Annotated in this window: 19 protein-coding genes and 2 pseudogenes; 3 read left to right on the top strand and 18 right to left on the bottom strand. The window is 34.9% G+C overall.

What is annotated here, in order from left to right; genetic code table 11:
- Positions 1–479: 479 nt before the first annotated feature.
- The 17 genes and pseudogenes from galE to BM163_RS12350 all read right to left on the bottom strand — a co-directional run bounded on the left by galE (position 480) and on the right by BM163_RS12350 (position 18,391).
- Entirely contained in the window at positions 480–1,472 is a 993-nt protein-coding gene (gene galE, locus BM163_RS12430; protein ID WP_089803509.1) for a UDP-glucose 4-epimerase GalE, read from the bottom strand.
- Positions 1,473–1,489: 17 nt separating this feature from the next.
- Complete coding sequence (gene murJ, locus BM163_RS12425) at positions 1,490–3,013, bottom strand: murein biosynthesis integral membrane protein MurJ (protein WP_089803508.1); 1,524 nt, start codon at positions 3,011–3,013, stop codon at positions 1,490–1,492.
- Between the two features lie 57 nt (positions 3,014–3,070).
- Positions 3,071–3,520 carry an FAD synthase family protein gene (locus tag BM163_RS12420; protein WP_089803507.1) on the bottom strand — a complete coding sequence of 150 codons (450 nt, stop codon included), beginning with the start codon at positions 3,518–3,520 and terminating at the stop codon, positions 3,071–3,073.
- Between the two features lie 36 nt (positions 3,521–3,556).
- A complete protein-coding gene (locus tag BM163_RS12415; RefSeq protein ID WP_089803506.1) occupies positions 3,557–3,997 on the bottom strand; it encodes an HIT family protein in 441 nt (146 codons plus the stop codon).
- 29 nt (positions 3,998–4,026) lie between these two features.
- On the bottom strand, positions 4,027–5,241 hold the full coding sequence (locus BM163_RS12410; RefSeq protein WP_089803505.1) for a CDP-glycerol glycerophosphotransferase family protein: 1,215 nt from the start codon (positions 5,239–5,241) through the stop codon (positions 4,027–4,029).
- A gap of 21 nt (positions 5,242–5,262) precedes the next feature.
- The gene (locus BM163_RS12405; RefSeq protein ID WP_089803504.1) at positions 5,263–6,183 is read right to left on the bottom strand and encodes a glycosyltransferase; all 921 of its coding nucleotides are present in this window, start codon (positions 6,181–6,183) and stop codon (positions 5,263–5,265) included.
- Entirely contained in the window at positions 6,180–7,367 is a 1,188-nt protein-coding gene (locus tag BM163_RS12400; RefSeq protein ID WP_089803503.1) for a hypothetical protein, read from the bottom strand. The genes BM163_RS12405 and BM163_RS12400 overlap by 4 nt, the downstream gene beginning before the upstream one ends.
- Positions 7,368–8,525 (bottom strand): glycosyltransferase family 4 protein, encoded by a 1,158-nt coding sequence (locus BM163_RS12395; protein WP_089803502.1) that lies wholly within the window; start codon positions 8,523–8,525, stop codon positions 7,368–7,370.
- Positions 8,525–9,388 (bottom strand): NAD-dependent epimerase/dehydratase family protein, encoded by an 864-nt coding sequence (locus BM163_RS12390; protein WP_089803501.1) that lies wholly within the window; start codon positions 9,386–9,388, stop codon positions 8,525–8,527. Before BM163_RS12390 ends, BM163_RS12395 begins: the two co-directional genes overlap by 1 nt.
- Positions 9,389–9,429: 41 nt before the next feature.
- Positions 9,430–10,059: a sugar transferase gene (locus BM163_RS12385; RefSeq protein WP_089803500.1), complete on the bottom strand. Its 630-nt coding sequence runs from the start codon at positions 10,057–10,059 to the stop codon at positions 9,430–9,432.
- A gap of 217 nt (positions 10,060–10,276) precedes the next feature.
- Positions 10,277–10,627, bottom strand: coding sequence for a type II secretion system protein (locus BM163_RS12380; RefSeq protein WP_170243737.1), 351 nt, complete (start codon positions 10,625–10,627; stop codon positions 10,277–10,279).
- 118 nt (positions 10,628–10,745) lie between these two features.
- Complete coding sequence (locus BM163_RS12375; RefSeq protein ID WP_089803498.1) at positions 10,746–12,587, bottom strand: polysaccharide biosynthesis protein; 1,842 nt, start codon at positions 12,585–12,587, stop codon at positions 10,746–10,748.
- 278 nt (positions 12,588–12,865) lie between these two features.
- Positions 12,866–13,630, bottom strand: a complete 765-nt coding sequence (locus BM163_RS12370) for a tyrosine-protein phosphatase (protein ID WP_089803497.1) — start codon at positions 13,628–13,630, stop codon at positions 12,866–12,868.
- A 538-nt stretch (positions 13,631–14,168) separates the two neighbouring features.
- On the bottom strand, positions 14,169–14,948 hold the full coding sequence (locus tag BM163_RS12365; RefSeq protein WP_089803496.1) for a tyrosine-protein phosphatase: 780 nt from the start codon (positions 14,946–14,948) through the stop codon (positions 14,169–14,171).
- Between the two features lie 466 nt (positions 14,949–15,414).
- Positions 15,415–15,972, bottom strand: coding sequence for a CpsD/CapB family tyrosine-protein kinase (locus BM163_RS12360; RefSeq protein WP_371859518.1), 558 nt, complete (start codon positions 15,970–15,972; stop codon positions 15,415–15,417).
- Between the two features lie 132 nt (positions 15,973–16,104).
- Positions 16,105–16,851 carry a YveK family protein gene (locus tag BM163_RS12355; RefSeq protein WP_089803494.1) on the bottom strand — a complete coding sequence of 249 codons (747 nt, stop codon included), beginning with the start codon at positions 16,849–16,851 and terminating at the stop codon, positions 16,105–16,107.
- A gap of 415 nt (positions 16,852–17,266) precedes the next feature.
- Positions 17,267–18,391 (bottom strand): annotated as a pseudogene (locus BM163_RS12350) (IS4 family transposase).
- A 419-nt stretch (positions 18,392–18,810) separates the two neighbouring features.
- On the opposite strand from BM163_RS12350, the gene galU reads away from it, so the two are divergent.
- Together galU and BM163_RS12340 are read left to right on the top strand one after the other, a co-directional pair.
- On the top strand, positions 18,811–19,686 hold the full coding sequence (gene galU / locus BM163_RS12345) for a UTP--glucose-1-phosphate uridylyltransferase GalU (RefSeq protein ID WP_089803493.1): 876 nt from the start codon (positions 18,811–18,813) through the stop codon (positions 19,684–19,686).
- Positions 19,687–19,851: 165 nt separating this feature from the next.
- On the top strand, positions 19,852–20,844 hold the full coding sequence (locus BM163_RS12340) for an LCP family protein (protein ID WP_089803492.1): 993 nt from the start codon (positions 19,852–19,854) through the stop codon (positions 20,842–20,844).
- An 830-nt stretch (positions 20,845–21,674) separates the two neighbouring features.
- On the opposite strand, the pseudogene BM163_RS12335 reads toward BM163_RS12340, so the two are convergent.
- Positions 21,675–21,899 (bottom strand): annotated as a pseudogene (locus BM163_RS12335) (IS91 family transposase); the annotation flags it as partial.
- Between the two features lie 257 nt (positions 21,900–22,156).
- On the opposite strand from BM163_RS12335, the gene BM163_RS12330 reads away from it, so the two are divergent.
- Positions 22,157–22,543 (top strand): transposase family protein (locus BM163_RS12330; protein ID WP_143088231.1); only part of this gene is annotated, 387 nt, incomplete at its 3' end.

Raw genomic sequence — 22,543 nt, 5'->3', positions numbered from 1 at the left:
CTTGGTCTTTTACTTGGCATTTATGGCCTCCTTAAGGTTATTAGTTTATTCTAATTCACCTTAAGAAATCTGTCCAGTTAAGTATAACCTATCCAAATTCCCTAATATACTGCGCATACATTTACCCTCCTCACATCTTATATCATTCACTTAGGATGAACTTCCAGCAAAATTCAACCCAATAAAACCTACATTAAATGAAATGCCATTAAGTTTGATTGATTTTATTAAACCTTTTACACCTCTAAATATCATAAGGCATCCCTCCTTCATAAGTTTAGCTGGCTTGTTGCGTTCATCCATTGGACCTTGAGGGAAGTCCATCCTAAACGAATGATTATATTTCCCCTGAATATTCCGAAAACTCCACCTAAAAACAAAACGGACACAGTTGCTTATTTATCTATGCCCGTTCTAGGGTGTCTACTTCTAATATCAATAGGTGACTTGGTTATCTACTACTTATGATAAAAGTTGTATTATATATTATTCTTTTCAAACTTCCAGGCATCTCTAACCATATCTTCTATAGTAAGTTCTGCCTTCCACTCAAGTTCTCTCTCTGCTTTACTTGCATCAGCATAGCAGATAGCAATATCTCCAGAACGTCTACCTACTATCTCATATGGAACATCTATATTATTAACCTTCATAAAGGCACTTACAAGTTCCAATACTGAAGTACCTCTGCCTGTCCCTAAGTTATAGATATTAACACCATCTTTAAGATTCTCAATGGCCTTTACATGACCTTTTGCTAAATCAACTACGTGGATATAGTCACGAACGCCTGTCCCATCAATAGTATCATAATCGTCTCCAAAAACATTTAATTTCTCTAACTGCCCTTTAGCCACCTTCGTCACGAAAGGCATTAAATTATTAGGGATTCCATTAGGATCCTCTCCAATCAAACCACTCTCATGAGCACCTACTGGATTGAAATACCTTAATAGACTAACTGCGAAGTTAGGATTAGCATTCGATGTGTCTGACAAGATTCTCTCGCTCATAGCCTTGGTTTCGCCATATGGATTAGTTGTCTTTTTAAGCTCCATATCTTCTTTAAGTGGTGATGGTTGATCACCATAGACAGTCGCTGATGAGCTAAATACAAACTTTTGTACTCCGTGCTTTACACACATTTTACTAAGCACCATCGTAGAAACTAAATTATTATAATAATACTCAAGTGGCTTAGATACAGACTCCCCTACTGCCTTAAGGCCAGCGAAGTGAATCACACCATCGATTTTATGGTTATTGAATATTTCCTCTACCTTTGCTTCATCCGTCACATCTATATGATAGAAAGTTGGTTTAATGTCTGTTATGTTAGATACCTTGTCCAGCACTTCAATCTTTGAGTTGATAAGATTATCAGCAATGATTACTTCATGGTTATTTTTAATTAGTTCTATTGTTGTATGGCTGCCGATAAATCCTAGGCCTCCAGTTACTAATATGTTCATATTCTAATATCTCCCTCCTATGCAACTCGTCTTCCAAGCTTTTTCTTCAAAGCTCTAATCATAACATCTACTTCCTCTATCTTCATAAAATATAAAATCACAAAATAAATGATTGCACCGATGCCTATTGCAATAAATAGTGATATGTTACGCGTTAAGATGTTTTCTAGATGGTTAAAGCTCACTTTAGAGGCTAATCCCATAACCATTGAAGCAAATAAAACTTTTAGAAATGAAATGCTAATTTGCTTCATGCCAAATGGCCCTATCTTTCTTCTCAAGCTTATGAATAGAAGTAGCGCTGTAATTGTAGCGGATATACTTGTTGCTAAGGCAAGACCTCCAATACCTAGATATCTTGATAATATAATATTTAGAAAAATATTTATAACCATTCCAATAGAGGCATTAATCACAGGTGTCTTAGTATCTTGCATAGAATAAAATGGCCGCGAAAGTATTTGTCTTAAACCTATTCCAGTCATACCTAAAGCATAAAAAAATAAAGCATTAGATGTCATTTCTATAGCTTGTGTGTCAAAAGCTCCTCTTCCAAACAATGTTTCTATAATGGGAGTAGAAAATATCATTGCTCCTAAAGTGCATGGCATTATTAACATAGATGTTCCAACAATAGCCTCTGATAATGTTTTCTTTAGATCTTTATAATTGTTTTCTACTGCCATTTTTGAGATCAGTGGATACATAGCTGTAGATATTGAAACAACAATAATACCTTGAACAAATCCATTTAATCTCTGTGCATAATTTAATGCCGATATACCACCAGTAGCAAGCTGCGAAGCTATTGTTCTATCAACTATTACATTTATATCGTTTACCGCAACCCCTAAAATAACTGGAAGGGCTAAGTACATCATATTCTTTATTTGAGGGTTTTTAACATCTATTATTTTTTTATATCTGAAACTTTTCTTATATATCGAAGGTATCAAAAAAACAAACTGAGCTAAAACAGATAAAACAACGCCTACCGCTAATAAAATCACACTTGTATAGTAACTTAATATTATTGACAAAACTATAATGATATTCATAGGGAAGCCAACTAAAGCAGGAGTCACATAATTTCCTTTTATTTGAAGAAATGAATTAAAAACATATACTAAAGAAGTGAAATAGATTCCTAATAGGCTAACCCTTGTAAATCTTATCGCCAAGGCTAATGTCTCACCTTCAAAACCCGAAGCAAAAATAAAAACTATTTGTTTTGTGAATATCAGTCCCAAAAAAACAATAATTGTACTTACTATCATCAACAGGTTAACTAGATTATTTGTATAGCTATTCGCCTGACCTTCACCACTATGTTTTTCTATTTTAGTGTACATAGGTATAAAAGCCGTGGAAATAGCACTACCAATAAATGCAAATACAACAGTCGGAATTGTCATAGATATAATATAAGCATCACTAATATTTGAGGCCCCATAAAAATACGCTAAAATTATCTCTCTCCCAAATCCAATAACTTTAGATATAATTGATATTAAAATTAATAGAATTGCTGTTTTTTTCATCCGCTTGTATTCTCCTTTATTTTAAAGAAGAAATTTTATTTTTCTCTCCCTTATAATTTATTTAACTCCACTTGAACTATCATCATTTTTCATTATCTTATCCAAAACATTTCTTAGCTTCGTTGAAGATGTTCCTTGCGTATAAGGGAAATAGACAATGTCTACTCCTACTTTGCCAAATTGTCGCTCAAATTCATTCCATTTGTCCGTACCCTTCCAGTCACTTCCTACAAACATTACATCAAACTTATACTTATCCCACGCCGCCATTTTATCCATACTTTCTTGGGATACGACTTGATCAACAAATTTAATACTTTCTACTATCGCCATCCGTTCTTCATGAGGTATAATAGCTTTTTTATTTTTATATGATACTAATTCATCTGTCGTAACTCCAACAATTAAATACTCACATTGCTCCTTAGCTTTTTTCAATATATTAAGATGTCCAATATGAAACATATCATATACACCTGTTGTATATCCTACTTTGTATTTTTTCAAAATTATTCCTCCCTTGATATAATAACCTTCATCATCTTATAAAGCTAAATTATCTTTGATATTTCTTATAATATCATTTGACAAATTTATATCTGCTTCATCTCCTGCCAAATTTGGTATTCCAGGCCAGCCTGAATCAATCCATGATTTACTATTAAATTTGACTTCATCTTTATACCTAGGAATAACATGATAATGTACTTGTTTATCTATCATCATTAGCATTAGGTAATTTATTTTGTCATAGTCAAAAACATTTTTTAATGTATCTTCAATTACCTTAATAACATTATAAAGATCTGAAAATTCTTCTTGCTTCAACTCACTAAAATTCGAACACTCTCTTTTTAATGATAATACACCTGCCCCGAGAGTACACTGAACTGGTCGTAGTGACCAAAGCCAATACTCAGTTTCATAAATTGATAATTCATCCGTTTTGAACTTATGTGTAAAATCCGAAATTATATTACTCATACTCTCACCCCTAATTATTCTTTTATTTTTTATGTGATATTTTTTATTTTTTCAACCAATTGCATTGAAGCAGTTCCATCCTCATACAAGTTAATTTCTTTTGAAAATTTATCAAGTTTTCTTTTATAATTAGCTTCATTAAATAACCTTATATTATAAAGCAACTCTTCATCTGTCTTAGAAAAATCAAAGGGTAATTGATCAAAGCTAAAATACATTTCCCTTTCATTACTTATATATTCCTCAATATCCTTACCATGTAAAAAACATGGTTTGCGCGCTATAGCCATGTCGAACATTGAAGATGAATAATCTGTAATAAGAATATCAATCGCACATAGGAGTTCTTGCATATCATCATAATTTGTAGCATTCAAAACTTTATCACTATATTTCATGGATTCTGACAAAGAAGATACATTTGGATGTAATCTTACTAGAAAAAACCAATCCTCTCCATATTTTTCTTCTAGTATTTTGAGTATTTTTTTATATTCTAAAGTGTAAGCTTCTGAAGAGTTGTTTCTTCTGAAAGTAGGAGCAAATAGTATTATTTTGGACTTAGGGGCTAGACCAAAATAATTCATAACCTTTTCTTTTATATCCTTATCATCTTGAAAAAACAAATCACATCTAGGCGTTCCTGTTTTAAGAATTTCACCGTCATACCAAAAAGAATTCCTATATATATTCCAACTGGAGTCGCAACCTGAAATTATTAAATCTGTATTATTTGAATCTTTTATAGCAGATTTAACATACTCAGGACTTAAGTCTAACTCTGCATCTTTCTCGATTTTTTTCAACCTTAATGGACTATGCCATGTCTGAATGTAATATTGCCCTTTTCTTTTTATCGGATAAAACTCTTTTCTACTATTGTCAATCCAGATCTTAGCTGTTGCCATTTCATATAGCGCTTTTACTGATTTATATTTTACAACTCTAATACTATTTGGAAGTTCTGTATTTCCAACTAACTCTCTTTTTAACATCCACACCATATCATAATCTAAGCCTTGTTTTATTATTTCTTCAGCTATGTATTTTCCATTGTCTCCATACCCTTTACCAAAATAATTACATATAATAATTTTGTTTTTTTTAATAGGTAGTATAAAAAAAAGCGTTGAAAAAGCACGTATTACAGAAAATTTTAACTGTTCCTTTAAAAAGTATATTTTCCTTAATATTGAATATAACTTTGGATGTGTTTTGAGTTTAGATCTAAACTTGTTTGCCATATTTTTCCTCCCGAAACTTATCTACTTTAAATCGTTGTTAAATATTTCAATTAATTTATTCTTGATACCTGATTTTTCAATTATATTACTCCACAAATACTCATCTGCTCTAAACCCACTAACAAACTGATGTTTTTTGATACTGTCCTTATCAAAGCTCAAGTTATTGTAGTCTAATTTATAAAAAGAACAATTATGCATATCCTCAAATTGCCTAACCCATTTATAATCCGTTGTTACAACTTTTAATCCTAGAGCTAAGTACTCCAATAATTTTGTAGATGTTTGAATATTAAAAGGATACTTGTCTGGCATAAAGTTAATTCCATACTCTGCTTTAGCCGCAATTTTAGGTACTTCAGAATATGGAACTTTTCCTGTGAAAATTAAGTTCTTATGATCTTTGTACTCACTGTATATTTCATCTTCTACATTACCTACTAAACATAATGTCCCGTTATCTTTCTCTATGAATACTTTTAAAAACTTGTCCATCTCTCTCTCTTTTCCAATTGAGCCTACATAAACAAAATCATATTCTTTTTCAACCTTGTCTTTTAATATGAATTGCTCGTCAATCCCCATATCTCTATAACAAAAATTTACACCATCATTAAACCTAAAGCCTTCTTTGACATTTTCATTTAAGAATACTCTTAAATCAGGCTTAGGATTAAGCTTTGATTTGATAAAGTTTTTTAGTATTGGAAATTTTCCGGTAGATAAGGACGCATACTCATGAATAAGTATTTGATTTTTGCTTTTCTTTACCCCACCAAATCCTTTAAACTCCCATATTACATCAAAATCTTCTAACTTATAATCTTTAATTTTTGATGAGTCATAAGCATTAAATTCTTTAGTTTTATTAAAGTAATCTATATAAGCATCTACTTCTGGAAGGAATGCATTTTCACTTCTCATAAATAATATTTTTATCATTTAACCACCACCTGTTTTCTAGTTGAATCTTTAAGATATCTATTTTTTGCGTAAACAACAACAAAGACAATCAATATCAGTATCCATGCTACAGGTCTTAGCCTTGAAGCTGTTCCTAAGTTGTCATTTGTAAATCCAATCAAACTTACCCACACAAAGCCATGTAATAGAATATACCTTTGCACCTTAGTTAATAGATTTCTTTTTTTCCATAAAAATCTCAGTATTAAAATCATAGGTATAGTTTCAACTAAAAATATAAATAATGTACTTACTCCTGAGATGTGCCACGGCAATGGACCTATTAAGTTTCCTATATAGCTATGCACATAGTTAATTAAGAAAAAAATGAAATTTGATTGATCTAAGCTAATCCACATCTGACTTCCACCTGAATGAAAATCTAATGCTGCCTCTCTATAATTTAAAGCTCTTCTTAACGACATACCTGAAACTGTTAAATCCATAAAAAAGCTATAATACATAGCAAATGCTCCAACACCAATAAATGCAAGCCACTTTGGTTTTTTAAGTAATTTCACCTTTGTGTAAGCAAAGTGGATTCCAAGAGATAACAAAAATGAAAGCATTGCATATCCCCTAAATTCGCCTAATAACCATATAGAAACTGCTAATACAACGAAATAGAAAAATCTATTTTTCTTGTGAAAAATCAATTTAATGCTTAAATAAGTTGATAAAATATACACTGTGTATATCCAAATATCTCTAAGTATTGAAAAATTAAGATTCATCTGTAGGCTTGCATATAATAAATAACTAACTAATAATAGCGTTTGAGCTTTGTATTTATATTCTTGACCAATCTTATTGTCATCTATTTTGAATTGGATTCTTATTATTTTTAAAGAGAATGTAACTAGCAATAAAAAACCTATGTAGTTAAATAATCTAATTAAATAGACACTCTCAACTCCTGTGACTTTCATCAACGTTCCTATTATCAGTGGGTATATAGATGTCCTTATCCATGCATTACCAGCAGCAACATTTTGAGCTTGAATCCAATAAAAATATCCATCATCACCACCACCAAATAGTCTGAAGGTTACCCCTTCATTACCTTGGGACATAGCTAAGAAGAACATTAATGTTGTTAAAGCTAAGTAAGCTAAAAAAGTAAACTGCTGTATGGTTAAATACTGTAACTTTTTCTGTCTCATTTAAACACCTTCATTTTGTAATTTATAAATCTTTTCCATCTCACATAAAACATTCTCAATAGAGTAGTTCTCTATCTTTTTGTGATTAAATTTACCAAACTCGATTCTTATGTCACTATCTGATATTAATTCTTTAATATATTTAGCAAACCCTTCTACATCAGCAGGTTCGACCAAATATCCACCTTTTCCATCTTCTATTAAATCTGAATTTCCTCTAATATTAGAGCACACTACCGGCAATCCATTTGCCATAGCTTCCATTAAAGCCACTGATAAACCTTCTCTATATGAAGGAAAAGCAAATAAATCTGAAACTTTACATATTTCAGGTATATCTTTTCTAAATCCTAGTAAATTCACTTGATTTTCTATACCTAATTCTTTGCTTAAATTTCTTAAGTACCCGTCTAAATTCCCTTGTCCACAAACTAAATAATGAATACTAGGATTATCTATTTTCGCAATTGCTCTAATAACAACCTCATGGTTCTTATTTTTATTAAGTTCTCCTACCGATAAAATTATAAATACTTCTTCGGATATACCTATCTCATCTCGTTTAGCTTTTTTATCCACCATTACATTTTGAAATTTATCCACATCAAGACCTACCCCTGGTATATATTCAATTTTTTTGGCTTTAAATTTATTCTTAGCTCTATTGTAATCTTCTTTATTAATAGTAATCAGTACATCAGTATATCTCGATAACCATTTTTCAATTGGATAATAAATAATCCAGTTCTTCAAAGGTGCACCTTTAAAAAAGTGAAAACCGTGTGCTGTGTAAATTACTTTTGTTTTTGTTGCTTTTCCAACTAATCTAGAAACTACCCCTCCGATTGGAGAATGACAGTGTATGAATTTATATTTATTATCATTTGCCAGATTTTTTACTTGATTATACGCTTTGATATTGTCTGAAAATTTCATGACATTTCTCTTGAAATCTATTTGATGAAATTTCACACTCAACTTCATTAGGTTATTTTTAAGGACATTTATTCTCTCATTCGAGCATGTATTCCCTTCTATAAAATTACAAGCCACGTGAACTTCATACCCCATATTGATTAACAATTCTATATTAGGCATATTAAACTGGTCTATCATAGATGCAACAGATGCTAGTATTAAAACTCTTTTCTCCCCCATCAATCTCCACACTCCGTCAACTTAATAGATTCTCTAAAATCTCTTATTTGGTAATTCGCTTTATCGTAGTCACTCATGGACTTCTCATAAACCAAATTGCCGAATACCTTATTCACTATTCCAATCCCAAACATCAATCTCAACACAGGATTAAACACTTTAGTCATCCATATCTTCTTCCCATGCACTTCACCAATCAATCTAACCAGTTCACTTGTCTTCACATACTCTTTGTTCTGCGGGAAGTAAAACCCTGTCTCTTCATGGTCAATCATAACCTTGATAAACTCACAAAGATTATCTATATGAAGCATGCTTCGCTCATTATCGATGTCAGGAAATACAGGAATCTTCTTAGCCATGTTTGCAAGTCTTGGATAGTTACCTTTAGACCCTTTCCCATAAATCATAGGTGGTCTAAGCACAACAATCTTGAAATCAACTGACTCTAAGTGTTTGATGCCTTCCTCTGCCTGCAGCTTACTATTTCCATAGAAGTTACTAGGTGTTGGAACTGTATTTCTATCAATTACTCTCTTGCTATTGCTGCTATCGCCATAGACAATGATGCTACTCATAAAAATGAACTGCTTTACACCTTCTGCCTTGGCCTTCTCAGCAGTTTCAATAGTTAAATCTCTATTTACTTTGTAGTAGAGGTCTTCCATCTTTGGATCAGAAGAAACATGAGCAATCCCAGCCACATGAAACACAACATCATATTGAGAAAAGTCCTTCTCTTTCCATGACCCATCTTTCATATCAACCGAATCTATTTTATATTTATCAGGTTCTCTCATGAGCCAATTCTCTAGAGATGTACCTATGTAACTGTTCTTACCAGTGATTAATATCTTTTTCATTTTGTCACCCCAATAAGCAGATTTACTCCTATAAAAAGGACTTATCTACTCTCTTCTTTGTCTTTAGTCATTTTTGTAATAACCCCAGTTCCACCTTCAATAACGCCTTTGCTCTTAAGAACAGCTGTGAACGTTCCGATGAAGCATATCAAGTCAAACCAAAGACTTTTCTTCTTAACATACTCTCCATCCAACTTTGCCTTAACCTCTATAGGCAACTCATCTCTACCATTAATCTGTGCCCATCCTGTAAGACCTACTGGCACGTCATTCGCACCGTATTTATCTCTTTCTTCAATAAGATCATATTGATTCCACAGCGCTGGTCTTGGGCCAATAATGCTCATCTCACCTTTAAAGATGTTGATGATTTGTGGTAGTTCATCGAGGGAAGTTTTCCTTAAGAACTTTCCTACCTTTGTAATCCACTGATCCGGATTTTCTAAGAGATGAGTAGGCATATCAGATGGAGTATCAATTCTCATTGTTCTGAACTTCAATATATGAAAATGACTCTTATGGATCCCGACTCTTTTCTGTTTGAAAAGCACTGGACCTTTTGAGTCAACTTTAATAGCTAATATAAGTAATAAAAAAACAGGAGCTAAAATGATTAGTCCTAAACCCGAAAGTATGATATCTATTAATCTTTTAATCTTTAAGTAAACCATGATATTTCCCCCTGCTTCAGTTATGTATATTTAGGTGTGTTGTACACCTCTAATTTCCTAATTTATGTATAAAATAAGTCTAAAATCTATATATTGTATGTAAAATATATTTTCAGTCTGTTTTTATGCTATATCTTGTGTTTATCCTTTCATCATACTCACGTCGATCTAATCACCCAATCAGAAAAGAAAAGACCTCTTAATGAACAAGAGGTCCTTATAGCCAAGGTACTTCTTCTACTGGTGAATCTTCTTCTGAATCATTTGTGTTATGAATCGAACACTTTACTTCTCCATCTACATATGTGTAATGGTGTTTGTTAGATTGACGGTCAATGTGTTCGATCAGAAATGAATTAAACAGAGAGTCAGAATGGTTAAGATGTTCAACTGCCAAATAGTTATGATAATATGTTTCGATCTTTCTGACACTTATTTGACAGCTTTCACGCTCAGCTCGCGTCATAATATAACTTATTACCGGAACGGCTATTGCGATGAGGATGGCCAATATAACTAGAACCGATAATAACTCAACCAACGTAAAGCCCGCTTCTTTCGCCTTCATGTTTTTCATCCCTTTTCTATAGATCATAGTAAAGAAAAAACTTCACAACATTTACAGAAGGTATACGTTTACGACGAACGTTATCACTGATTTCCTAACACTTTTATCTTTTAAACCATCAACCACTCGCAGTAAGGGCCGCTTCCACTCTTTCTTTATTCTGGTGATAGACAATCTCCATTAAGGCATGCTTTAACTGGTCTGGATTATACTCTATAAATCTCGCTATTAATTGTAACACACTTTCCATATCGATTTTCCCAGTTTTTCCGACATAGATTTTTTCATACACTTCACCTGGCAAGACTTCTTTATCATCTAACAGTTCTTCATACATCTTCTCACCCGGTCTAATACCAGAGAAGTTAATTTTTATATCATCCTCTGATAAGCCGGAGAGTTTAATTAAGTTTTTCGCAAGATCAACAATTTTCACCGGTTCGCCCATATCAAGTACAAACACTTCTCCGCCTTCGGCGAGTGTACTCGCTTGAATCACTAAGCGTGACGCCTCGGGAATCGTCATAAAGTAACGCGTCATATCTGGATGCGTCACAGTGATCGGCCCACCTGCTTCAATTTGCTTTTTAAAGAGAGGAATCACTGACCCACGACTACCAAGCACATTACCAAACCGCACCGCCGCAAACGTCGTCCCGCTCTTTCGACCTAAGTCCTCAACGACCATCTCCGCTAACCGCTTGGTTGCCCCCATCACATTGGTCGGATTAACTGCTTTGTCCGTTGAGACTAAAATAAACGTATCCACGCGATGATAATCAGCAGCTTCAGCAACATTTTTTGTACCAATCACATTGTTTTTAACCGCTTCATGCGGATTATACTCCATTAATGGCACATGTTTATGAGCTGCCGCGTGATAAATGAATTTAGGTTGATATGTCTCAACGATATCAAATATCCGTTGTCTATCTTGAACATCCGCAATGATTGGCACAATCTCAATCCCGCTATGTTTATAAATTTGCTTGAGCTCCATATCAATTTTATAAATACTGTACTCACCATGACCAAGTAAAATCATTTTTTTCGGTTTAAACTTCATTAATTGCCTCGTAATCTCAGAACCAATCGATCCACCTGCACCTGTGACAAGTACCGTCTCACCCGTAATATCTTGACGAATCGCCTCAATGTCTAATTCAACAGATGGACGACCAAGCACATCTTCTACATCGACATTACGTAGCGCTTTAATGCTTACTTTACCGGAAGCAATGTCTTCAATCTTCGGTAAGATTTGCACTTTCGCTTTCGTCTCATTACATAACGCGATGATTCGCTTTAAATGACCATTCGTTTGAGAAGGCATAGCGATAACAATATGATCTACCCGTTCTCTTTTTACCAAGGAAGGAATGTCCTCACTCATGCCAAGAACAGATAAGTTATAGAGCTCTAACTTTTGTTTATCCGGATCGTCATCAATAAAGCCAATCGGACAAAGTTCTGTATGTTGGGCTTCGTATTTTAATTGCCGCGCAATCATCGCACCAGCAGAACCAGCACCAACAATGAGCGCTCGTTTTTTACCGCTTTGGTCTGCGATAAACCGGTCACGGTACACACGCCAACTAAAGCGTGACCCACCAATAAATAAAATATGTAACAACCACGTCACGACTAGGCCACGACGGTACACAGAAAAGTCATTCACAAAAAATTGCACGATACCTGTCGTTAAAATCGATAAACTGACCGCTTTAACAATCGCAACCAACTCACTAATACTCGCATAGGCCCATACCTTATGATACAACTTAAAAATAAATGCGTAACAATGGTGGGCAAGTAATAGCGTCACAGCCGAGATCGCTAATGTGTCCATATTAAATACGTCCATCGATGGATACACAATCCAGGCGGATATAAATACAGCTGAAGCAACGATGATAGAATCTAGTAGAATTAATAATAGCATACGGCGTTTGTAACTCATCGTACCCCTTCTTTCTTTTTTCGGAATTTTCACATAAAAAAAGCACGTAAGACATAGTAACACTTAAAGAAAACGGTCAAGTGCTCATACTTCTTTATAAAGTTCAGGTCTCAGTCACGCACACTCACTGACTCAGACCTCTCTAAATATTTATTCTTATCTAGCGTGAAGATTTAAAACACATCCTAGTCGTTTTTGACGCATGACTAGTGGCAATGGTCTTCAAAGTGCACGACATTCAGGCACTACACCCTATCACGCTTTTAAAAGCCTAGCCTTTAGATAAGGCCGAATAAGCGTTTTGGTTTTTCTTTTTTCGGGTACACATAACGGATTGGTTCATCTCGTAACAGTTGTTCAGTATGGTGTTTAAACGCACGTACCGTTTCTTTACCTGCTACTTTTTCTAATGCACGATAACCTTCTAGTAAATCAAACGTACGGCCAGATAAGTTATGAGCATCAGTCGCGATCAACTGAACAAGATGGTGCGTTACCATTTTCTCAGCGACTTTCTTTGTTTTTTTACCAAATGCGCCAGTCAAGCTGCCCGCTGTCACTTGAGCGAGTGCACCGCCTTCAATATAGTCATATAAAAGCGATAGATCTTTAGCAAAGTACGGATAGCGTTCAGGGTGTGCGATTACTGGCACGAGACCTTGACTCTGTAAGTTATATAGAAGGTGTTCTGTATAAGCTGGTACATCATCAAAAGGTAACTCTATTAGTACATATCGGCTACCGGCAAGTGTTAACAGTTCTTGTCGATTAAATGTCGAAACCATTTCTTTATGTAGGCGTATCTCCTGACTAGGATAAATCGTTAAAGGTAGTTTTTCTGCCTCTAAGCGTGCGGTTAATTTCTCGACAGCCTGACAAACAGAGGCTTGTTCATTATCATACCGGTGCGTCCGGTGGTGCGGTGTAGCTATCAAGGTGTGTATCCCTTGGTCATAAGCGAGTCGGGCCATTTGAACGCTTTCTTCCATGTGCTTTGCGCCGTCATCAACCCCAGGCAGTATGTGACAATGTATATCAATCATACGGGTAGCTCCTTTTAAATCTTTCTATCAAAAAGTATAGCAGATTTTACCACGATTTAAAACCACAAAAAGTGTATTCTTTCGGTAATTTCATACAAAAAACAAGACCAGAGATACAGATACTAGGAAACGACCGGAAATTATCCCACTTAAAATACAACTAAATGCTGTCTACTTCCTCATAATAGGTTAATTACCTTTTCCTCCTCTAACTTTCTCATAATTGCAACATGATATTATCATCTCTAAAAATGTGTTCGACGTTTAATAGTAGCGTTAGCAGAGTGATGTAAAGCGCTCATCAGACCAGACCAGATGCCCTGTTTAACCTGCAAGTTTACTAGACTAAGACACGAGGCACGTTCAAAGACTTAAAATAATCTGAATTACGTTAGACAACAACCGTTTAAAAAGAAATAAGTCAACGAGAGGTTGACTGATTGTTTCTCATATGAAATGTAAAAACCACGGCCCGTTCATGCGAAAGACGCTCAACTAACCGTTTGACTTTCTAGCATTAAAAATAGCCTTTGTATATTTAACGAAATTTTAAAAATGACTTGAAGCTTGATCCCTTTAACTTTACGCGTGTGGGCTCAAGTAGGTAAATTGACGCCCCTTGCGTTAAAGCAACGGCATTTTCATGAAACATGTCCGTCGTACTTTTACCGAAGACTTTTCGCACGTCATAATAGGCTGCTTTTAAACCAATGCCTTTTCTATCTGGACGCGCAGCATTTGAACCAATAAAGTGCGCTTGGTTAGCTTCAATTAATTTGTTCGCAAACTGCTTCACTTTCTTCCCATGTTGACCAAGAATACTTTGACTAGATAACTGGACAAGGAGACCTTGTCTGACTAAATCATACAACCGCTCAGGATGATCTAGAAACGCTGGGTTGCATTCTGGATGCACAATGATTGGTGTCATGTGCCGTTGTTGTAATTCATAAATAAAATGCTCAGCATACAACGGGACTTGTTGTTGTGGAAAATCTAAAAACAAGTAATCGTTCGTGTCATTAACACTAAGTAAATGACCCTTTTCTTGGTCATCTAATAGTTCACTATAGAGTGGTACGTGTTGTGCAGGAATGACGGTAACAGCTACACCTTCAGATGTTAAACGTTCATTTAACTGTCTTGCCTTATCGATGATAGCTTCTTTTAATGACGTTTTTGTCATATCTCTAATGGGTGTGGCGATAATCGTCGTAATCCCCTCTTGTTCAGCAAGTTGTGCCATAAGCACAGCCTCTTCCATTGACGTTGCACCTTTACCAAAGCCCGGTAAAATATGGTGGTGTACATCTATCACACGTGATACCCTCCTTAAATAACAATCTATGGAAATTTTCGTATAACCAATTCACTATATATTTTCGCCTTATTAAAATACAATCTACCGACATTTGAAAAAATATGTATGTTTTAAGTGCCATATTTCCTAATTAATTATACTATAACACAAATCACTTATGAAATTAATGACATTTTTACAATTTCCAATTATTTTTAGCTTTCCATTTGGAAGAATCCTTGCCTGTACAGCATGAAAATGCTTGTTACACATTACTTTTAGCTATTTTTTCATTATTAACAAAATGTTCAAACTTTTCTTCTTCTAGTTCTGACGAACTAACATTAGTGCTTATTTTTAATGAAATACGACAAGAAGCCATTCGAATACGATGATTACATTGACACACTTAAAACAAAAAAAGAATGCTCTCATCTACACATCTGTGTAAGATGAAAACATTCTCTAACTATTGTTCAATGTATTAATTCGCGTAGTAATAATAGCTATTTTTACTTACTTCTTTATCATTAAGGACAGCGCCTAATAGTTTAGCTTTTGCTGGTGCGAGTAGCTCTTTAGCTTTCTTTGCAGACTCTTGATCTGTCGCTTTACTTCTCACAACAAAGAGGGTACCGTCAACAAGGTTAGCTAAAACTTGGGCATCTGTAACAGCAAGTACCGGTGGTGTATCAAAAATAATTAAGTCATAACTTTCTTTTGCTTGTTCGATAAAGTGTTGCATGGCTTTTGAACCTAACAATTCAGATGGGTTAGGAGGAATAGGACCTGATGATAAAATATCCAGGTTTTCTTCTTCAGACGCGTCTACGGCTTTTAGGTAATCCATTTCTCCAACGAGAACACTACTTAATCCCACACGATTATCAACCCGGAAAGTATAGTGTGCGGTCGGTTTCCGTAAATCGGCATCAACAAGTAAAACTTTTTTTCCTTGTTGCGCGAACACAAGAGCAAGGTTAGCAGTTGTAGAAGATTTACCTTCTCCTGGACCTGAAGACGTAATCAAGAGCGTGCGCAAATCACTATCTACAGCAGCAAATTGGAGATTGGTTCGAATCGTCCGGTATTGTTCTGAGATTGGTGAACGAGGATTTAATTTTGTGATTAAGTGTCTAAACGTTTGTTTCGGTTGTTTTTTTTCTTCTCACCATTATTGCACTCTCCCTTCACGCTTCATCCGGCGATTGACTTCTGGTGCCACATGATTATTTAAATCAGCTTCCGTAATATGAGAGATTGTCCCCATCACAGGAATATCCAAGATGTTTTCAATGTCTTCTTCTGACTTGACCGTCGTATCTAAAAATTCCAGTAAAAATGAGATACCTACTGCCACCATTAAACCTAAAACAAATGCAATCGCAATATTAAGCGTTAAATTAGGACTCACAGGCTGAGGATTTGCTCCGGCCTCAGCAAGATTTAATACATTTACATTATCGACGTTCATGAGTTCAAGAATTTCTTCTTGAAACACAGCGACGGTCGTATTCGCAATCCGCTCCGCGCGGAGCGGGTCAGTGTCTGTCACACGAACAGTTACGACTTGCGATTGATTTTCATTTGTTACACTGATCATGTTGCTCAGCGTTGAAGCTGACAAGGGAAGATTAAGCTCATCAATGACGCTTTCCAAAATACGACTACTTTTTATGATGACGTTATATGTATTGATTAATTCTAAATTCGTCCGAATATCTGTAGATTGAATAGTATTCGTTTGTTCTGTATCACGCTGACTAACCAAGAATTGCGTGCTAACAGCATATTCTGGTGTCACAACAAACACCGTAAATATACCACTTATAACTGCCGCTACTAAAGACAACGCAATAATCATACCTAAACGTTTCTTCAGCACTTGAAACAGTTCGCTTAATGAAATCGATTCTTCCATACAATAAAGCCTCCTAAATGTTTATACATAAGACGAATGCTACTTTCATCTATGTTAATGACACACTAACTATATTTTTTAAAAAAGCCACACTATGATTAGGATATGTTACCAACATACAAATGGCAACATAAAAGTTATTATAACACAGAATAAGGATAAAAATTGTTAAAAATTGTTTTTGCAACAGGCGATTATTCCACTACTCAAATGAGACATCTTATGACAATATCGACACTATTTTCTTAATATTTAGGTTAGATTGAATCACTAGCATCGCATAATTATAATTAGAATATTCTGAACTACATTCAATTATTTTTTTGACAAAAAAGGAAGCACCTGAATAAAGGTAGAAACCATCCATTTTTTAACTATTTTAAAATTTAGAGCGACAGATAGTTAGTTAGATGCCTCACGGCACTGATTTTCCTTGAATCGCACTTATCCACACACGAGGCGAATCCCATAAACTTGCTTTTAGTAAGCGTGTAATCCTTAGATAAGTCTTTTTACTATTTGTTTCAAGGTGAATGAGAACATGCAAACAATAAGTAATCAGCTCGGCATATATCTGATTATGTACCGCTTGCTCACTTCTGCCATAGAAAGTCTTAATGTTCAGGTGTTGCTTGATCCATTTAAAGAAAAGTTCAATAGCCCAGCGCGATTTATACATGTCCGCGATATCTTTAGCGCTTAAGTCAAATCGATTAGTAATGAGATTCAGTATGTCACCTTTGTTGTCATAAATCTTTATCAATCTAGAAGTGTTCTCGCATCGTGTTTGAGTGGAACCAGTAACAATCATTTCGTCAGAAATGATTTCTGAGCCTTCAAAAAGTTTGATCGTCTTTAACGAACGAATAACGGCATTTTTCCGAAGACGCGTAAGAAAGTACTAGCCTTCATCAGCCATTTGGTCAAATTTTTTGTAGTCTAAATATCCACGATCAAACACATACATGCAGGATTTATCATCAACAAATACTTCTAGTTGCGAGCGGTCGTGCGTCTTAGCATTTGTAAGAGTCACTTGATCAGGATATGAACAACCCTTCTCAGCAAAGACAAGGCGTAGATGTAATTTCGCTCCCACTTTTGTCTGTCGAAACTCCGCCCATGGATATCTTTGCAGATTCAATGGTAGCGTACTTGAATCAATGATCTTGAGGGGCATTGTCACTTTTCGTTGATGATTAAAATCCGATTTTTCCTGGATATCGGCAACTAACTTAAGAAAAAGAGATCTAAAAAATTCCGTTGGAATTTTATTTAATCGACGTCCTAATTGCGAAAAGCTGATTGAGCCAAGAGCCGTTTCTTTTTGAAGATTCTCAGAAAATAGGTGGTCACTTAAAGCACGTAAACTCTCTGTTTCGTTTATTTGCGCATAAAATAGTAATTTCAAAAAGCTTTTTGTATATAGTTTTTTGACATAATGGTCTAATTGATAGTTTTCAATTTGTTCTTCTAAAAAATCTGAAGAAATTTGCGAAAACCATTGTTCCAATGATGTTTTTCCAGTAAACTTATCCATGTGTTTGTCCTTTATTTTGGATTTGGATCGGTTTACTACCACCTAACCATTATAAAGGATTTTTTCATATAAAAATATACTTTCAGAAGATTATGAATATTTTTAAAATAATCTGAATTTTTTATGCGACACTAGTGATGAAAAAAGCGTTTATTATGATGCATTCATCAGCTATAAGGTTATTGCGCTCGTGGTCCTAATCAATTAGATATCCTACCAAAACTTCTATTCCATTTAATTGAGCATATAAAGAACCATAAAAGCAGCTGTATAACTTTGAAAAATTTGTCTACTTATTGGTTTAGTGCAGTTAATTTTAAAATACGTCTAACCAACTCTAGTTTTTACATTTGGAAAGTGTTACTATTTGTGTAATATGTTCAATAATTACTTAACACGATACTTAACGGAGGCACATAATGAAAAAAGTAAAAAAAGCAATCATACCCGCAGCTGGATTAGGAACACGTTTTTTGCCAGCTACAAAAGCGATGCCAAAAGAAATGTTACCGATTGTCGATAAGCCAACTATTCAATACATTATTGAAGAAGCTGTGGCTTCAGGTATTGAGGACATTATTATTGTGACTGGCAAGGGAAAAAGGGCGATTGAGGACCATTTTGATTTCGCGCCAGAGCTTGAAGCAAACTTAAAAGAGAAGGATAAAATAGAATTACTTAAAAAAGTAGAACAGTCGACTAAACTAGCCGATATTCATTACATTAGACAAAAAGAACCTAAGGGATTAGGTCACGCCGTTTGGTGTGCACGTAAATTTATCGGCAACGAACCTTTTGCCGTGCTTTTAGGTGATGATATTGTTCAAAGTGATATTCCTTGCCTTAAACAGCTTATTAAACAATACGAAAAAACAGAGTCATCCATTATCGGTGTTCAGCAGGTAGACGAATCCGTGACACACAGATACGGTATTGTTGATCCTGGAACTGCGAACGATCGACTTTATGAAGTGAATAACTTTGTAGAAAAACCAGCACCAGGTACTGCACCATCTAACTTAGCTATTCTTGGGCGTTATATTTTCAACCCTGAGATTTTTCGTTTCTTAGAGCGTCAAGAAATTGGCGCAGGCGGTGAGATCCAGCTAACGGATGCGATTCAAATGTTAAATGAAATCCAAAAGGTATATGCGTATGATTTTGAAGGTAAGCGCTATGATGTTGGTGAAAAGTTCGGCTTCGTTCAAACGACACTAGAGTTTGCGATGCAAAACAAGGAAATTGGGGAAGACGTTAAACAGTTAGTTTTAGATATTGCTAAACGCATCAAGTGATTAATAAAGTAAAACACTGCAGTTGTGTAAATTGCAGTGTTTTTTCTGTATAGTAAATGTTTTGACCTACATATTACATTATAAATAGTACAGAGAGTTTCATAGTCAAAGCTTGTTTTATCATGTATAATATATTACATACTTTGATTAATAGGAGATTTAGTGATGGATAATGAAAATACAGTACTTCGCACGCAATATAAAAAGGATATGAAAAAGACTAAAAGAAAGAAGCGCCTCAAGTTTTTTGTGATTTTTTCTTTAGTTATCATTGCATCTGGTATAGGATATGGTTGGCATATGGTAAATCAAGCGATGAGCACTGTCGATAATTCTTATGTTGATGATGGACGTGAAGATGGTTCGGAATTGAGAACAGATAAAATCAGTACTGATAAAGATAATATTAGCATTTTATTTATTGGTGTGGATCGTGGAGGTGGGCGGTCTATCGAAAACACAAACGGCTTGTCTGACACTTTAATATTAGCCACATTCAATAGGGAAGAACACAGTGTGAAGATGGTCACAATACCGCGGGACTCCTACGTCTATTTACCGCTTCGTGACACATACACTAAAATCAATCATGCTCATTCATACGACGGCACAAAAGGAGCTATTCTTACTGTTGAACATTTATTTGAAATTCCCGTTGATTATTACGTTAAAGTCAACTTTGATGCTTTTATCGATGTAGTTGATGCTTTAGGAGGTATCGATGTAGAGGTTCCTTATGAGATGTATGAAATGGACTCCAATGATACAAAAAATGCTATTCACTTATTACCAGGCGAACAGAGATTAGATGGAGAAGAAGCTTTAGCACTAGCCCGTACTCGTCGATATGATAATGACATTGAACGCGGAAAACGTCAACAAGAAATAATTAAGGCGATGTTTGATCGTGCTTTATCTGTAAATGCCATACTGAACTATAATCGATTACTTACAGCTGTGGGTGATAATATGGCGACAGATATAAATTCAAAAGATATGACAAATCTCTCTACCTATTTACTAGATAAAGATTTCCGAATTGAAACTCTCACTTTAGAGGGCTCAGATATGATAACCGACCTTTACTATTATAAATTAGATGAAGAACATTTGCTATCAGTTAAAGCCGAACTGAAAATGCATTTAGAGATAAAATAATAATTCAAATTCCTTCATTTTCAGTTTTAAACTATTTGATGCCCACTAGATATGTCAGTTAAGCAAAGACCGCTTACTAACTTTAATGTGGCACTTTCTTTAAAGCTATGGTACCTACCTCATCATATGTACATGTTGTATTGCTTTTAAATAACCTATCCAGCCAATACTTGTTTAGTTGGAAAGTAGTAGCTGCCTTCATTTGAATACTGACAATTCACTTTGTGTCTTTGTCTAATATCAAAGTTTCAATATCTTTATTTCTGAGTCTTAAGAAAAGCCCAACATAGCCTCTACTTTTTACGCTAGAGGCTAGCTAAGCTTTTCTTTTCATGCTGGATTTTTTAAAGTGATGCCATGAAGGGTTTTATAATACACAGGAAGCATTTCTCCTCCACACTTTTCACAACTAAACCGTTGGTGATCCCCCATATCCATGATATCAAACTTTTTAACAACTTCTTTCGGTACATCTTCCTTAACTTTACAAATCCGTCAGACGATTTCAACGTTCCCACCAGCTGAAACGATACTTCTTGATGACTGCTTCTGTTTTTTGTGGTTTTGTTCGATTCTGACTCAATTCTCTCAACCTCACGGTTAATATAATCTTTGGCCTATTTATCATTCACATATCGCACTTCTAGTTGTCCATTTTTAAACGCAACTGTCCCTCTGTACTTCAATACATTGCCACATTTTAAACATTTTGATGAATTATAGCCAAAGGATTCCTTGATGCTTTGCCTCCAATCTTTCGATTGGATCATCTCTTTAGGGTTAACTAAAAGTTATTTTGTACTTCCATGGTAGATTGTTACGGTTTTCTAATCATAAATAATACGATGTAAGGCAATGAGACCCCGTTTCATATACCCACCAATATACCCTAAGATCTTTTTCACATCTGTTTTACTACGCTTAGGTGCGTTGACGTAAAAGCCTTGCATATTTTTATAAGCTACTTGAAGTTTTGGTTGAACAACTTTCTTAGTTGTCGGAAATAGAATACATCTAATTAACTTCAATACAAAGGTCTGCCATTGCTTACGTAATTTAATGTATTCTGGATTCCCGATATTTTATAATGAGGGAATCGGGATATCCAGGGCTTCATCTATCTCTTGCATCTTTTTAGTCACCTCACCGAGTATTCGGCTGTATTCCGGTGCTTCAAACAATTGGCTCTATACTAAATGTGGTGGTACCCCTTGATCTGACATGCCCTTATCTTATATCTAAAAAATACACTTATACACCCTCATTTGTTAAACTATAATCGACGAAAAAAATAGAGGAATGAGGGGTATAAGTGCAAGACAAGTTTATCATAAAATTGTTAGGAATTGAAGATAAGCATGTGGAATTATGGAATGTGGATGAATCAAAGTCAAAGTTACAAGCATGGATAACAACGAAGGTAAAAACACAAAAATGTCCGAAGTGTAAAGCACGTACAAGAAAGGTTCATGCGTATTTCGACCAAACAGTCGAGTCTATTGGTGGTCTTCATAAGCCATTAACATTACACGTAAAGAAGCGCCGATATAAGTGTAAGTCATGTGAGACAACATTTATGGAAAAATTGAGTTTTATTAAACGTTATCAGAGATGTTTAAGTGTCTTGCCGCAAACGGCACTGATAGCGGCTGGAAAGGCGTCGTTTGCCCATGCTTCTATGCAGTATAATATATCGTCA

The sequence above is a fragment of the Halolactibacillus alkaliphilus genome (genome assembly GCF_900115465.1).
GTDB classification, from domain to species: domain Bacteria; phylum Bacillota; class Bacilli; order Bacillales; family Amphibacillaceae; genus Halolactibacillus; species Halolactibacillus alkaliphilus.
Note: the sequence above shows the minus strand (reverse complement) of the source record. Positions and strands in the feature narration are given on the sequence as shown.

Excerpts from the sequence above, each read along its gene's own strand:
- galE (WP_089803509.1), bottom strand. The coding sequence starts at position 1,472 with ATGAACATATTAGTAACTGGAGGCCTAGGATTTATCGGCAGCCATACA.
- murJ (WP_089803508.1), bottom strand. The coding sequence starts at position 3,013 with ATGAAAAAAACAGCAATTCTATTAATTTTAATATCAATTATATCTAAA.
- BM163_RS12415 (WP_089803506.1), bottom strand. The coding sequence starts at position 3,997 with ATGAGTAATATAATTTCGGATTTTACACATAAGTTCAAAACGGATGAA.
- BM163_RS12410 (WP_089803505.1), bottom strand. The coding sequence starts at position 5,241 with ATGGCAAACAAGTTTAGATCTAAACTCAAAACACATCCAAAGTTATAT.
- BM163_RS12405 (WP_089803504.1), bottom strand. The coding sequence starts at position 6,183 with ATGATAAAAATATTATTTATGAGAAGTGAAAATGCATTCCTTCCAGAA.
- BM163_RS12400 (WP_089803503.1), bottom strand. The coding sequence starts at position 7,367 with ATGAGACAGAAAAAGTTACAGTATTTAACCATACAGCAGTTTACTTTT.
- BM163_RS12395 (WP_089803502.1), bottom strand. The coding sequence starts at position 8,525 with ATGGGGGAGAAAAGAGTTTTAATACTAGCATCTGTTGCATCTATGATA.
- BM163_RS12390 (WP_089803501.1), bottom strand. The coding sequence starts at position 9,388 with ATGAAAAAGATATTAATCACTGGTAAGAACAGTTACATAGGTACATCT.
- BM163_RS12385 (WP_089803500.1), bottom strand. The coding sequence starts at position 10,059 with ATGGTTTACTTAAAGATTAAAAGATTAATAGATATCATACTTTCGGGT.
- BM163_RS12380 (WP_170243737.1), bottom strand. The coding sequence starts at position 10,627 with ATGAAGGCGAAAGAAGCGGGCTTTACGTTGGTTGAGTTATTATCGGTT.
- BM163_RS12375 (WP_089803498.1), bottom strand. The coding sequence starts at position 12,587 with ATGAGTTACAAACGCCGTATGCTATTATTAATTCTACTAGATTCTATC.
- BM163_RS12370 (WP_089803497.1), bottom strand. The coding sequence starts at position 13,630 with ATGATTGATATACATTGTCACATACTGCCTGGGGTTGATGACGGCGCA.
- BM163_RS12355 (WP_089803494.1), bottom strand. The coding sequence starts at position 16,851 with ATGGAAGAATCGATTTCATTAAGCGAACTGTTTCAAGTGCTGAAGAAA.
- galU (WP_089803493.1), top strand. The coding sequence starts at position 18,811 with ATGAAAAAAGTAAAAAAAGCAATCATACCCGCAGCTGGATTAGGAACA.
- BM163_RS12340 (WP_089803492.1), top strand. The coding sequence starts at position 19,852 with ATGGATAATGAAAATACAGTACTTCGCACGCAATATAAAAAGGATATG.